A 13,996-nucleotide genomic window follows, 5' to 3' on the forward strand; every position below is an offset into this window, starting at 1 on the left:
TGGGCGCGCATTCCCGCTGTGTCCGGGCACACGGAGACGCGACACCGTACGGGATACCACGGGGGACAGAGTCGAAGCGTGTGCGCTCAGTGGCGGGTGTAGGAGTGCGTCAGAAGGACCTTCGCCTTGGTGGACGACGGGTGGCTCGCACAGGTTGCATCCACGATGTACGCGGTCACCCGGGTGCTGCCGGAGGCGTCGGGCAGGACCACGAGCAAGGCGGTCTTGCCCTGGTAGACCCCTTGCTCCGTCGCGAGTGCCTGGTCCGTGCGGCCGATGCCGTTCTGGACGCAGTCGGGAACCGTGACCGTGGGCTCGCTAAAGACCTTGGGTGACGCGGTTCCGGCCCCGCCTTCCACGCCGAGACTGTGCGGCGCACTGGAGCCGCTCTTCCCGCCCTGTTTCTGGGCGAGGAGATCGGTGACCTGCTTCTCCAGTTTGGTCTCGGAGAAGGTGTCCGCCGCCGTGGTGTGGCTGCCACCGGCCTCGGTGCCGGAAGGCTTGCCGTCGTTCAGCGTGTTGATCAGCAGAGAGCCGAATCCCAGAGCGGCGACCGCGGCGACGGTTACCAGGACGGCGATCCTGCGGCGTCCGGCTCGCTGGCGGCCCTTGCGGCCCGGGCCCGTGGTCGAGACGCGTGCACGGCCCGAAGGCCTACCGGCGGGTGCCGATGTTTCACGTGAAACATGAGCGCTCTCGTCGGCATCGGACTGGGAGCGGGTCGCAGTGACGAACGACGGGGCGTCTTCGTCACTGGCCGGCCCGGCGTTCAGCAGTGCCTCGGCGGCGAGTGCGGCGTCGATGCGTCCGGCGACATCGTCGGGCATGCGGGGCGGACCCGGAAGAGTGCCGAGCAGCCCCCGGATCTCCTCCAGCGAAGCGAAGACGTCGGCGCAGAGCTCGCACTCGTCCAGATGCTGTCGTACGTCGGCGGTCCGGGAAGGCGCGAGCAGTCCCTCGGTGAGGTCGGAGATCTCGGCGACGTCCGGGTGTCCGGCCATGTCCGTCGTGGATGTCACGCTCGCCCACCTCCGCCCTTCACAGCAGCTGAATCACTTGGCCCGGTATCGCGTGGACCGTCGGTCGGTGGTCCCGCTGCCGGTGGGACGGATGTCCCCTGCGTCCGGTTCCGCCCCGCACCCCGTTCCTTTCCCTCACCGGTGTTTTCCGGCCGTAGATGGGTGAGCAGCGGCAGGAGTCTCGCTCTGCCGCGGGCGCAGCGGCTCTTCACCGTGCCGGTCGGGACATCGAGCAGGCGCGCGGCTTCAGCGACCGGGTATCCCTGCATGTCGACGAGGACGAGGGCGGCCCGCTGGTCGGGCGGAAGCGTGCCGAGCGCTTCCAACAGCTGACGGTGCAGATCGTTGCGTTCCGCAGGCGCCGACGCCTCCTCGTGCGGCTCCAGCAGCTGCTCCAGCCGCTCCGTGTCGTCGACCGGTGAGGTCTTGCGTGAGGCGGCCTTTCTGGCACGGTCGAGGCAGGCATTCACCGTGATCCGGTGCAGCCACGTTGTGACGGCCGACTGACCTCGGAAGGTGTGGGCGGCCCGGTAGGCGGACATGAGGGCGTCCTGGACGGCGTCAGCGGCCTCCTCGCGGTCGCCCAGTGTGCGCAGGGCCACCGCCCAGAGGCGGTCACGATGCCGACGCACGATCTCGCCGAAGGCGTCCGGGTCGCCGTCCACGTGGCGGGCCAGGAGGTCCTGATCGCTTGCGTCGCCGTATGCGGTGTCATCTGCCATCGGACCCCCTCCCCTGGGATGCGGTGCGTTGTCAGCCGGTGAAGGTCACGTCCGTGATGGCCTGCTTGTAGCCGGCCCCGGTGTACGCACTCGGGTCCGAGCCCGAGTACGGCACAGAGGTGAGCCACACGAGTACGTACTGCGTCTTCACGGACTTGCTGACCTTCACCGTGGCGGTGTTGCCATTCGTCGTGATGGTGCCGATCTTCGTCATCTGGTCCAACGACGAAGGCGCCAACGAGTCGGCCGAGTACAGGTCGACCGACGTGTGATCGCCGTCGTAGCGGAGGCCGACGGACGCCGCGGTGAGTTTCTGCGCCGAGCCGAGGTCGTACATGATGCCAACCCCCGGCTTGTACGGCGCGAGAGGCGGACCCTTTACGAAGGTGTTCGTCTTCCAGTACGTCGAACTCTTGCCGTCGTACGTCTTGGCGACGTCGTTGGGGTGCTGGGCGTCGCCCTTGGCGACGAACTCCTGGGCGCCCGCGACCTTGAGCTTGTGGACCGGATTGGTCTTGTCGCCGTTCTTGTCGTTCCCGTCCGTCGTCTGCGTCTTGTTGGTGTCGTCGGACTTGCCGCCGCTGTCCATGAGCGCGTCCGCGAGCTGCCAGCTGCCCAGGCCCAGGGCGGCGATGAGGAGGGCCGAGACGGCCCACTTCAGGGCCTTGCCGGTGCGGCTCTGCAGCGGAGCCGGAGGAGCCGGCACCGGCCGTCCGGATCCGGGGCGCGGCGCCGGACGACCGTACGTGCCCTGCTGGTACGTCGTGCGCTGGTACTCCGGTGGCGCGGTGAACGCCGGCTCCGGCGGGCGGATGCGAGGCATCTCGCCGATCGCCTTCACCAGCTCCTCCGGCGTCGTGCACGCGGACTCGTGCCGGGAGGCGGTCGCCCCGTCGTTGACGAGCGCGCGCATGGAGAGCTCGGACAGACCGCGGTGGATGCCGGCCCGCACCTGGTCGGGTGCGATCAGACCGACGTCCTTGGGCAGCCCTGACAGGCCGTAGGCGTCGCTCTCGTACGGCCAGCGCTGAGTGAGCCCCGCGTACAGGAGGGCGCCGACGGACTCCGTGTCGGTGCGCTGCGGGGTGTCCGAACTGATGCCGCGCAGCGCGGCGTTCACGGCGAGGCCACGGATGCGCCACTGGCCGCTGGAGGTGCGCAGCACGGCGTTGGGGTTCAGCCGCAGATGCGCCAGGCCCTCGCGGTGCGCGGCAGCCATCGCGGAGGCGATCTGACTGACCATCTGGTAGGCGTCGTGCGGCTCCAGCGGACCGGAGGCGAGCAGAGTCGTCAGCTCGACGGCGTCCGGCAGCCACTCATGGACGACATAGACCAGATCGTTCTCCTCGACGGCGTCCAGCACCTGGACGAATCGGGGATCACCGAGCAGCGCCGAGGAACGCGCCGCGGCCAGTACCGAGCGTGCCCGTGAATGGTCCGCGGGCAGGATGTGGACGCCGACGGCGCGGCGAAGTTTCTCGTCCACGGCACGCCAACTGCTGAATCCGTCCAGACGAGTGACGCACTCTTCGAGGCGGTACCGTCTGGCGAGTTTGTGGCCGCTGTGCAGCTCGGGTGGTGAGGCCTTCCCGGGATCTTCGGTCCCGCCACTCCCCTGTGCCTCGTCGATCTCCGTGTCCCGCTCCCGGTTCTGGGCCACCCCGTCGGCCGTGGACTGGTCCGCCTCTGCGGTCAGCGGCTTGTCGCCGCTGTTGTCTGCCACGTCGACGGCAGCCGTGCTCCGTTCCGCCACCGTCGTTCCTGCCTCCCCATTCATTGCGCGCCGACCGACATCCGTGCGCGCCGTCCGACGCCGAAACCAATTGTGCCCACAGTCCGCCGGTATGCACGACACACGGTGGCGGACGATGGTTGTGCGCGTACCCCAGACTCAGCGTCCCAGACGCCCGCGGACCATGCCGACCAGCGAGTTCAGCTCCTCGATGCGCATCTTGCGGGCTGCGACGAAGAAGATCCCGAGCAGGACCGCTCCGCCGGCCAGCAGAGCCGCGAAGGATCCGATGACGCCCTGGCCGAGCGTGTGACCGATCCCGTAGCAGGCCGCGCCGCTGAGCAGCGCCGCAGGAACTGAGGCGATGCCGAGCCGTGCGTACGTCCGCAGGACGCGGGCGCCGTCCAGGTCGCCGCCGAGCCGCTTGCGCAGCCGGTTCCAGGCGACGCCGACGCCGATCGCGTAGGCGAGACCGTACGAGGCGGCCATGCCGGCCACGGCCCAGCGGGGCGGCAGCACGACGTAACACAGCGCCGAGGCGCCCGCGTTGACCGCGGCCACGATGACCGTGTTGTAGAAGGGCGTCCGGGTGTCCTCGTAGGCGTAGAACGCGCGCAGGACGACGTACTGCACGGAGTACGGGATCAGGCCGAGAGCGAAGGCCATCAACATGAAGCCCATGTTGGTGGCCTCGCTGAGGCCCGAGGAACCGAAGATCAGCGTGCACATCGGGATGCCGAGGGCGAGGAAGCCGAAGGCGATCGGCACGATGGCGACGGCCGTGGTGCGCAGGCCCTGGGAGATGTCGTCGCGGACGGCGCCCGCGTCGTCCTCGGCCGCCGAGCGCGAGATGCGCGGCAGCAGAGCGGCCATCAGGGAAACGGTGATGATGGCCTGCGGCAGGCCCCAGATCAGCTGGGCGTTGGCATACGCGGCGAAGCCGGTGCCGTCGACGGGCGACGCCTTGCCTGCCGAGGTGGACAGCTGGGAGACGACGATCGCGCCGGCCTGGTTGGCGAGGACGAACAGGACGGTCCACTTGGCGAGCGTCACGGCCTTGCCGAGGCCGTGGCCCCTCCAGTCGAACCGCAGCCGCAGCCGGAACCCGGTCTCGCGCAGGTACGGAATCATCGCCAAGGCCTGGACGACAAGGCCGAGGAGGACGCCGATGCCGAGGAGCCGCTGCCCCTCCGGCGGGATGTTCGTGACCTTCATGCCGGAGCTGGCCGCGGTGCCGTACACCCACATGAACATGCCGAGCGTCACGATGATGACGATGTTGTTCAGGACCGGCGTCCACATCATCGCGCCGAACTTCCCGCGCGCGTTGAGGATCTGGCCCATCACCACGTGGACGCCCATGAAGAAGATCGAGGGCAGGAAGTAGCGGACGAAGGTGATGCCGACCTCGTTGGCCGCCGGATCGCTGGCCACCGAGTCCGACAGCAGGCGGATCAGGACCGGTGCACCGAGGACCGCGAGGACCGTGAGCGCGCCGAGCGCCACCATGACCAGGGTCAGCAGGCGGTTGGCGTAGGCCTCGCCGCCGTCCTCGTCCTCCTTCATCGCGCGCACCAGCTGCGGTACGAAGACGGAGTTGAGGCCGCCGCCGACGGTCAGGATGTAGATCATCGTCGGCAGCTGGTAGGCGACCTGGAAGGTGTCACCGAGCAGACCGACACCCAGGGCCGAGACGATCAGCGCGGAGCGGATGAAGCCCGTGAGGCGGGAGACCATCGTGCCCGCCGCCATCACGGCACTGGACTTGAGCAGGCCCGAGGCGCGCCCGCCCTTCTTCGCAGGGGCCGCCGCAGCCGGTGGAGGCGCCGCAGCCGCGACGGACGCGGCGCCGAGGTTCATGGTCTGGTCGGCCGCGGGTGCGGGGGCCGCCGGAGCCGGGTACTGCGGCGCCGGTGCCGACCCGCCGGGGACGGCTGCCGGACCAGGCACCGACGGAGGATCCGACGGAAGGTATCCGCCCTGCTGCTGGTCCCGGAAGAGGTGCGCGAAGGCGTCCGGCTCGTGGCGCTCCTCGCCGGCCTGGGTGACCAGGTCGTCGACGCCCACGAACTGCGTCGTACGGGGATCGTCACCGTACGGCAGGTACTGGGTCGGGCCGTCCGGCTCCGGCGCCGGGGTCTGGGCCCACACACGCGGGTCCGGGGCGTTGGCAGACTGGGGCGGCTGGGCGTACAGCGGTTGCTGCGGCTGGTAGGTGCCCGGGGGTGGCGGCGGGTGCGCGGCGCGGTCGTAGAGGGCCTCGGCGACCGGGTCCTGCGCGGAGAGGTCCTGCGCCCGGTAGGGGTCCTGGTCGTAGGCGTCCTGGAGGTACGCGTCGGCGGGGGGCTGCGGCTGTACCTGGCCGTGCTCGGGCTGCGGGCCCTCGGGGGGGCCCGAGCTGCCCGCGGCCTGGCCGCGGTCACCGTCGTACGGCGCGTTCATGGTTACCCCACCTCATCGTCCCGGGCCCACCGGCCACGACATCCTCAACGGTCCACTCTCTCACCCGTGCCGGACGGGTCGGCGCTTTCCGGTGCGGTGTCCGGTGTCGGGTCACTCGGCTGCTCAGGGTCGTCTGCCCGGCCGTCGGTGCCGGACTCATCCTTGAGACGGTCTTCGGGGCCCTCGGGGTTCTCGGGCCCGTCGGTGGGCTCGCCCGCCTCGTCGGGGCCGTTGTCCTCGGCCTCACGGGCGGCCGCCCGCTTGCGCTGCGTGTACATGCGGAAGCCGGCGAGGACGAGCAGCAGGAAGCCGCCGCCGATGACCAGCATCACGGTGGCCGTGAACTCGGTGACCTTGACGTCGAAGGTGACGGGGTCGCCGTACTCCTGGCCGTCCTCCGTGTACAGCTGGGCGACCACTGTCGCCTGGCCGTTGGCCTTGGCCGACGTGGTGAACTTCACCGTCTGGCTGTGCCCGCCGGAGACCGAGACGGGCTGTTCGTCGTAGGCATGGCCGCCGATCTGGAGGCGGGTGGGGCTCGTCGAGGTGAGGCGCAGCACCAGGTGATCGACGCCCTGCACCAGGTTGTTCTGGACCGTCACCGGGATTGTGGCGCTGCGCCCGGACAGCTTGGTGTCGGACTTGTCGATCAGCTTGACCTGGTCCGTCAGTTCGCTGAGGTGGGTCTCGACGCCGCTGCGGAAGTTCTGCGCCTCGGTGGCGCGGCCGCGCCACGACGTGGACATCCCGCGGTTCATGGCCCGCCCGAAGGGGGTCACCACCCGGGACTCGTCCGAGAGGATCACCGTGAAGTTGTCGAGCTTGTCCTGTGTGGTCGCGATCTTCTCGAAGGCCGAGCGCGGCAGCTCCTGCTTGCGCAGTGAGGAGGGGTACGCGGACGTCGACGGCACCTTCGTCGTGGCGCCCGGGTCCGGCTTGGCCTTGGCGGCCGACGTGAGCTTCTGGGACTCGGACCAGTTGCTGCCCTGGAGTGCCGTCAGCGCGTCGGCCATCGTCTGCGCCTGGCGGGTCGTCGGCATGCGCTGCGGGGCGACGACAATGCTGCGCTGCTTGTTCGTCTGGAGGTTGAGCTCCAGGCTCTGGGCGAGGAACTGCTGCACGGCGAGAGTGCCGGCAGATGCCCTAGTGAGGTCTCCCTGGAACGCCGTGGACAGGCGGGCGTCCGCGACCACAGCCGTGGTGCCGCCGCCGATCGGGCGGGCCGCGGAGGGGGTGTAGGACAGGCCGCCGGTCTCCTGGAGGCTGTCGCTGCGCGCGATCACCTGGTCGGCGCCGGCTGAGGTGGCGACCTTGACGATGGAGGGGTCGACGGCGCCGTCCACCGGCCAGGCGAAGTCCGTGTTCGGCTTCACATGGAGGATCGGCTCCACCGTGTTGGCGACGACGTCCGTGGCTTCCTTCAGGTGACTCAGGGAGCCGGTGACGCTCGTGCCGTTGTGGGCGAGGGAGGCCAGGTCCGGGTCGGCGAAGGGCAGGGCGACGACCTCCTGGTCCGCCACCGCGTTCTGCAGCTCGGCGAGCCACTGCTTGGCGACTGCCTGGTGCGTGCCCGCCGTGGTGGTGCCGTTGTCGCCCCGGACCCGATAGCTGCGGGTCATCGCGTCGACGGAGGCCAGCAGGTCCGGGTCGACCACCCATGTGACGTCGAGGTTCTTGCCCAGGGACAGCATCTCGTCCAGGCGGCCGCCCGGGGAGATCTCCTTGGCGAGGTCGTCGTTGAGGAAGACGGGAGTCTGCTGATCGTTCGGCCCCGTCTCGGCCGTCATGTGGACGGTGGAGATGAGCGGCCACAGGAACGTCGTCTTCGTCTTCGTGTCGGCCTCGTCGGGCTGCCACGGCAGGAAGGTGCGCTCGATGCCGAGGACCTGGTTCCACGGCTGCGCGGACGTCTGGCCGGACAGCGCGACGGCGAACTGGTAGACCCCGTCGTCGCCGAGGTCCAGCTTGTCGACCGGCACGGAGATGCTGAAGTGCTCGGCGACCCCTGGAGTGAGCTTGGAGAACTTCTCGACGTACTTGCCGCCGACCTCCGCGCCGGTCGCGCCCTGGACGCTGTCATTGGCCTTGGCAGTGTCATCGACGGCCGAGCGCGTGTTGAGCTCCGGGCCCACCCGTAGTCCCACGTGGGCGCCGGTGACCGTCTGCTTGCCGTTGTTGGTCACTGTGCCCGACACGGTGAGCGTGTCCCCGTCCGTGGGGACGCCGGGGCTGAGCGAGTCCAGGGCGACGGACACCGAGCCCGAGCTGGAGGCTTCCTTCAACGAGGTCTGACCGGCCGCGCCCGCGGAAGCGGCGGAGGGCAGCTGGAGGAGGCCGGCCAGCAGAGGCGCCCCGGCAAGCAGTGCTCCGGTGCGCCGCAGCCACCGGCGGGCAGGTGAGGGATTCGTCCCCAGGAAGTCTGCCGCCTCGGCCACGCGCTCGCCCGTCCCTCGTCGTCGTCAGTGGTCGTCGGAATGTGCGTCCACGCATGGTAACGATGCGCGCTGAGGGGAAGTGCCGCGGACCGCTCCACAAGATCGGGGAACAAGGCATAGCTGTCCTGTATGTGCACGTATAAAGAGGAGCGCCACCGTACGCCCGAGAGGCTGGCCTTGTACTCGTATCCAAGGAGGTGTCCGTGCACATTTAAGGGAGGCGCTCGCGGTCGCCGGGGCCACGTACCCTCTTCTGTTGTGCCGAACGCCAACGAAGCCAGCCTCAGTGCCCTGAGCCAGGAGCCGCACCGCGTGCCGAGTGAATCGCTGCGGGTCGCCCCTGTCGCCGACGACCTCGCCCGCCGTTTTCAGGAGGCCGGGTTCTCACTCGCCTTGGTCGGCGGCTCGGTCCGGGACGCGTTGCTCGGCCGGCTCGGCAACGACCTCGACTTCACGACCGAGGCCCGCCCCGAGGACGTCCTCAAGATCGTCCGACCGTGGGCGGACGCCGTGTGGGAGGTCGGCATCGCCTTCGGGACGGTCGGGGCCCAGAAGGACGGCTACCAGATCGAGGTGACGACCTACCGGTCGGAGGCCTACGACCGGACCTCGCGCAAGCCCGAGGTGTCGTACGGCGACTCCATCGAGGAAGACCTCGTCCGGCGTGACTTCACTGTCAACGCGATGGCTGTCGCTCTCCCGGAGAAGAAGTTCATCGACCCGCACGGCGGGCGGGACGACCTCGCTGCGCGTGTTCTGCGTACCCCGGGCACTCCCGAGGCGTCCTTCTCCGATGATCCGCTGCGCATGATGCGCGCCGCACGGTTCGCCGGGCAGCTCGACTTCGAGGTGGCCCCCGAGGTCGTGACGGCCATGAAGGAGATGGGCGGGCGTATCGAGATCGTCTCGGCCGAGCGGGTGCGGGACGAACTCAACAAGCTCATTCTTTCCGAGAACCCGCGCAAGGGTCTGACGCTGCTCGTCGACAGCGGGATCGCCGAGCATGTGCTGCCCGAGCTGCCGGCCCTGCGGTTGGAGCGCGACGAGCACCACCGGCACAAGGACGTCTACGAGCACACGCTGATCGTCCTGGAGCAGGCGATCGAGCTGGAGGGGAACGGCCCCGACCTGACTCTTCGTCTGGCCGCGCTACTGCACGACATCGGCAAGCCCCGCACGCGCCGCTTCGAGGAGGACGGCCGGGTCTCGTTCCACCACCACGAGGTGGTCGGCGCGAAGATGACCAAGAAGCGCATGACGGCGCTCAAGTACTCCAACGAACTGGTGAAGGACGTCTCGCGTCTGGTCGAACTCCACCTGCGCTTCCACGGCTACGGCACCGGCGAGTGGACGGACTCGGCGGTCCGCCGCTACGTCCGTGACGCCGGCCCGCTCCTCGACCGTCTCCACAAGCTGACCCGCTCGGACTGCACGACGCGGAACAAGCGCAAGGCGGCGGCGCTGTCGCGGGCGTACGACGGTCTGGAGGAGCGCATCGCTCAACTCCAGGAGCAGGAGGAGCTGGACGCGATCCGCCCGGATCTCGACGGCAACCAGATCATGGAGATCCTGGGTGTCGGCCCTGGCCCGGCCGTCGGCCGGGCGTACCAGCAGATGCTGGAACTGCGCCTGGAGAACGGGCCGATGGAGCACGATGCCGCGGTGGCTGCCCTCAAGGAGTGGTGGGCCGAGCAGAGCTGAGGGTGGGGAATGGGGGCCATGTTTCACGTGAAACATGGCCCGGACGCGCTAAGGGGCGGTGTTTCACGTGAAACACCGCCCCTCAAGCGTGAGTGAAGCTCTTACTTGGCGGAGTACTCCGACAGGCAGAGGGTGAAGTCGCTCTTACCGGTCTCGGTGTACTCGGCGTACTTGGTCCGGTCGCAGCCGGAGTCGTCGCTCTTCTTCTGGGCGACCTTGTACTTGGCCTTCGAGCTGCTGCAGTCCACGACCTTGAGGCCCGGGTCGGTGGCGTTGTCCGGGTTGCTGATGCTCATGCAGTCGCCGACCTTGGCGGTGTCGGGGTCGTGACGGCTCGCGAACCAGCCGACGGCCGCGGCTATGAGGGCAACGACGACGATTCCGATGCGCAGGTACTGCTTGATGCCACGCTTCGGACGCTGCGGCGGAACCGGAGCGTACGGAGCGGCGCCCTGCTGGGGGAACCCGGGCTGGCCCGGCTGCTGCGGGTAGCCGCCCTGGGGCGGGTACGGGGCCTGGCCCTGGGGCTGGCCGTAGGGCTGCTGGCCCTGCGCGAACGGGTTCTGGCCCTGGGGCGGCGGAGTAGTCACTTGGGTTCCCCCTAGAACAGTTGGGTGAGTGGCGCGACATAAGAGGCGCGTAAGACGCACGTAAGTTACCGGCACCCACTGACAGGCCTGCAACCCAGGGGGACTCTGTGGCTTTGATGTGACACTTACCGATGCTCAAAGCGGGCCATAGTCCCAGCAACCGCCCCGTAGACAACGGCGACTGTGACCACCAGCGTCACCGAGCGGCCGTCCGGCGGGAGTATCAGGGCGGCTACCGCGGCGGCGCCGACGAAGGACATGTTGAACAGCACGTCGTAGACGGAGAAGATCCGGCCCCGGAAGCCGTCTTCCACGGAGGACTGCACGACCGTGTCCGTCGCGATCTTCGCGCCCTGGGTGGTCAGGCCGAGGATGAACGTCGCGACCAGCATCGGGGCGGTGGCGAACGGGAGACCGAGGGCGGGCACCAGGACCGCGGCGGACGCCGCGCACACGACTATCCAGCGCCCCGGCCCGAGCCGTCCCGCGGCCCAGGGCGTCACCACTGCGGCAGCGAAGAAGCCCGCGGCGGAAGTCCCCAACGCGACCCCGAGCAGGCGCAGTCCGTCGTCCGCGTTCGAGGAGAACGAGTACCGGCACAGCATCAGCAGCATGACCAGCAGGGCGCCGTAGCAGAACCGCATCAGGGTCATCGTGACGAGCGCCCAGGCGGCCTCCCGGCGCGGCGGTGCGGCGAGATGGCGTACACCTGCCATCAGGTCGTGTGCGGTGCCGGAGAGCGCTGCTGCCAGCCGGGGGCGCACCAACTCGGGGTCCGGTCCCAGCTGTTCCGGCGCGAGACGGAGCGACGCGAGCCCCGCGCACAGGTACAGAACCGCGCCGAGCAGCACCACGGCGGCGTCCGAGTCGGCCACCACGAGCCGTACGACGAAGGCGAGGCCGCCGCCCGCGGTCGCGGCGAGCGTACCGGCGGTCGGGGAAAGGGAGTTGGCCATCACGAGGCGCTCGGCGTCGACCACGCGAGGCAGTGCTGCGGACAGTCCCGCGAGGACGAATCGGTTGACGGCGGTGACGCACAGCGCGGAGACGTAGAAGAGCCAGTCCGGGACGTGACTGAGGATCAGGACGGCCGTGCCCGACGCCAGCACGGCGCGCAGCAAATTGCCGTAGAGGAAGACCTGGCGGCGGCGCCAGCGGTCCAGGAGGACGCCGGCGAAGGGGCCCACCAGCGAGTAGGGAAGCAGCAGGACCGCCATCGCGGAGGCGATCGCGGTGGCCGAGGTCTGTTTCTCCGGTGAGAAGACGACGTAGGCGGCGAGCGCGACCTGGTAGACGCCGTCGGCGCCCTGGGAGAGCAGGCGCACGGCGAGCAGGCGCCGGAAGTTCGCGAAGCGCAGGAGGGTGCGCAGGTCACGGACGACGGCCATGGGCACAGCCTCACATACGGGGAGGGTCCCCGGGTCGCGCGACCCGGGGACCCTCGACGCCCTGGCAGGAGCAGTTGTGCCGGCGTCTAGCGCTCGACCTCGCCCTTGATGAACTTCTCGACGTTCTCGCGGGCCTGGTCGTCGAAGTACTGGACCGGCGGGGACTTCATGAAGTAGCTCGACGCGGAGAGGATCGGGCCGCCGATGCCGCGGTCCTTGGCGATCTTCGCGGCGCGCACGGCGTCGATGATGACACCGGCCGAGTTCGGGGAGTCCCAGACCTCGAGCTTGTACTCCAGGCTCAGCGGGACGTCGCCGAAGGCACGGCCCTCGAGGCGGACGTAGGCCCACTTGCGGTCGTCGAGCCACTGCACGTAGTCCGACGGGCCGATGTGGACGTTCTTCGCGCCGAGGTCCCGGTCGGGGATCTGCGAGGTGACGGCCTGCGTCTTGGAGATCTTCTTGGACTCCAGGCGCTCGCGCTCGAGCATGTTCTTGAAGTCCATGTTGCCGCCGACGTTCAGCTGCATCGTGCGGTCCAGGACGACGCCGCGGTCCTCGAACAGCTTCGCCATGACGCGGTGCGTGATGGTGGCGCCGACCTGGGACTTGATGTCGTCACCGACGATCGGGACGCCTGCCTCGGCGAACTTGTCCGCCCACTCCTTGGTGCCGGCGATGAAGACCGGAAGGGCGTTGACGAAGGCGACCTTGGCGTCGATGGCGCACTGGGCGTAGAACTTCGCCGCGTCCTCGGAACCGACGGGCAGGTAGCAGACGAGGACGTCGACCTGCTTGTCCTTGAGGATCTGGACGACGTCGACCGGAGCCTCGGGGGACTCCTCGATGGTCTCGCGGTAGTACTTGCCGAGGCCGTCGAGGGTGTGGCCGCGCTGGACGGTCACGCCGCTGTTCGGCACGTCGCAGATCTTGATGGTGTTGTTCTCGGAGGCGCCGATGGCGTCCGCGAGGTCGAGGCCGACCTTCTTCGCGTCGACGTCGAACGCGGCGACGAACTCCACGTCACTGACGTGGTAGTCGCCGAACTGGACGTGCATCAGGCCGGGGACCCTGGACGCCGGGTCGGCGTCCTTGTAGTACTCGACTCCCTGCACCAGCGACGCGGCGCAGTTGCCCACGCCGACGATGGCTACGCGAACCGAACCCATTCCGGTTGCTCCCTGTGTGTACGAGTGAGGCCCTGGCAGGGACCTCACGTGGCGGTGTCGCCGGGCGTATCCGGCCGGGGGGTGTCCCCGGGCCGGGGCAGGACGCCCGGCGCTCCCTCTGTGGTGTCGCGAGCGGGTTCTCCGTGGGCGGGGCCTTTCAGGTCCCGGCCCGCCCGCTCGCTTTCGATGAGCTCGTTCAGCCAGCGCACTTCGCGCTCCACGGACTCCATCCCGTGGCGCTGAAGCTCAAGCGTGTAATCGTCGAGGCGCTCCCTAGTGCGTGCCAGGGAGGAGCTCATCTTCTCCAGACGCTCCTCCAGCCGGCTGCGGCGACCCTCGAGCACGCGCATGCGTACGTCGCGTGACGTCTGCCCGAAGAAGGCGAAGCGGGCGGCGAAGTGCTCGTCCTCGTACGCGTCGGGGCCCGTCTGCGAGAGCAGCTCCTCGAAGTGCTCCTTACCTTCCGCCGTCAACCGGTAGACGATCTTGGCGCGACGCCCTGCGAGTGGTGCTGCGAGGGCGTCCTCGGTGGTGTGCCCCGGCTCCTCGATCAACCAGCCGTTGGCGACCAGCGTCTTGAGGCAGGGGTAGAGCGTCCCGTAGCTGAACGCACGGAACACGCCCAGTGACGTGTTGAGTCGCTTGCGCAGCTCATAGCCGTGCATCGGGGACTCGCGGAGCAGGCCGAGTACGGCGAACTCGAGGATCCCTGAACGCCGGCTCATCCGCTCGCCTCCTCGCCCTTATGTCGCTCCGATGTATCGACTCGATACATCACGACGATAGAACGGCCTTCCG

Annotated in this window: 10 protein-coding genes; 1 reads left to right on the plus strand and 9 read right to left on the minus strand. The window is 69.0% G+C overall.

The annotated features are described in order from the left end of the window. Positions 1-86: 86 nt before the first annotated feature. The 5 genes from OG303_RS25305 to OG303_RS25325 form a co-directional block, all read right to left on the minus strand. Positions 87-1,019: an anti-sigma factor family protein gene (locus OG303_RS25305; RefSeq protein ID WP_405871106.1), complete on the minus strand. Its 933-nt coding sequence runs from the start codon at positions 1,017-1,019 to the stop codon at positions 87-89. Next, positions 1,016-1,741, minus strand: coding sequence for an RNA polymerase sigma factor SigM (gene sigM, locus OG303_RS25310; protein ID WP_405871107.1), 726 nt, complete (start codon positions 1,739-1,741; stop codon positions 1,016-1,018). The genes OG303_RS25305 and sigM overlap by 4 nt, the downstream gene beginning before the upstream one ends. A gap of 31 nt (positions 1,742-1,772) precedes the next feature. Then, a complete protein-coding gene (locus OG303_RS25315; RefSeq protein ID WP_405871109.1) occupies positions 1,773-3,494 on the minus strand; it encodes a serine/threonine protein kinase in 1,722 nt (573 codons plus the stop codon). 138 nt (positions 3,495-3,632) lie between these two features. Then, entirely contained in the window at positions 3,633-5,915 is a 2,283-nt protein-coding gene (gene murJ, locus OG303_RS25320; protein ID WP_405871110.1) for a murein biosynthesis integral membrane protein MurJ, read from the minus strand. A 44-nt stretch (positions 5,916-5,959) separates the two neighbouring features. Beyond that, complete coding sequence (locus OG303_RS25325; protein ID WP_405871111.1) at positions 5,960-8,350, minus strand: DUF6049 family protein; 2,391 nt, start codon at positions 8,348-8,350, stop codon at positions 5,960-5,962. 258 nt (positions 8,351-8,608) lie between these two features. Between OG303_RS25325 and OG303_RS25330 the strand changes: the two genes are divergently transcribed. Then, the gene (locus OG303_RS25330) at positions 8,609-10,051 is read left to right on the plus strand and encodes a CCA tRNA nucleotidyltransferase (protein ID WP_405871112.1); all 1,443 of its coding nucleotides are present in this window, start codon (positions 8,609-8,611) and stop codon (positions 10,049-10,051) included. 101 nt (positions 10,052-10,152) lie between these two features. Here OG303_RS25330 and OG303_RS25335 read toward each other — a convergent pair whose 3' ends face one another. From OG303_RS25335 to OG303_RS25350, 4 genes are all read right to left on the minus strand, one after another. After that, the gene (locus tag OG303_RS25335) at positions 10,153-10,641 is read right to left on the minus strand and encodes a hypothetical protein (protein WP_405871113.1); all 489 of its coding nucleotides are present in this window, start codon (positions 10,639-10,641) and stop codon (positions 10,153-10,155) included. Positions 10,642-10,766: 125 nt separating this feature from the next. Next, a complete protein-coding gene (locus OG303_RS25340) occupies positions 10,767-12,029 on the minus strand; it encodes an MFS transporter (protein WP_405871114.1) in 1,263 nt (420 codons plus the stop codon). Between the two features lie 86 nt (positions 12,030-12,115). Beyond that, positions 12,116-13,198 carry an inositol-3-phosphate synthase gene (locus OG303_RS25345; RefSeq protein WP_405871116.1) on the minus strand — a complete coding sequence of 361 codons (1,083 nt, stop codon included), beginning with the start codon at positions 13,196-13,198 and terminating at the stop codon, positions 12,116-12,118. A gap of 44 nt (positions 13,199-13,242) precedes the next feature. Beyond that, positions 13,243-13,923, minus strand: a complete 681-nt coding sequence (locus tag OG303_RS25350; protein WP_405871118.1) for a PadR family transcriptional regulator — start codon at positions 13,921-13,923, stop codon at positions 13,243-13,245. Positions 13,924-13,996: the final 73 nt, after the last annotated feature.

Source organism: Streptomyces sp. NBC_00005 (assembly GCF_045160215.1).
Classification (GTDB): domain Bacteria; phylum Actinomycetota; class Actinomycetes; order Streptomycetales; family Streptomycetaceae; genus Streptomyces.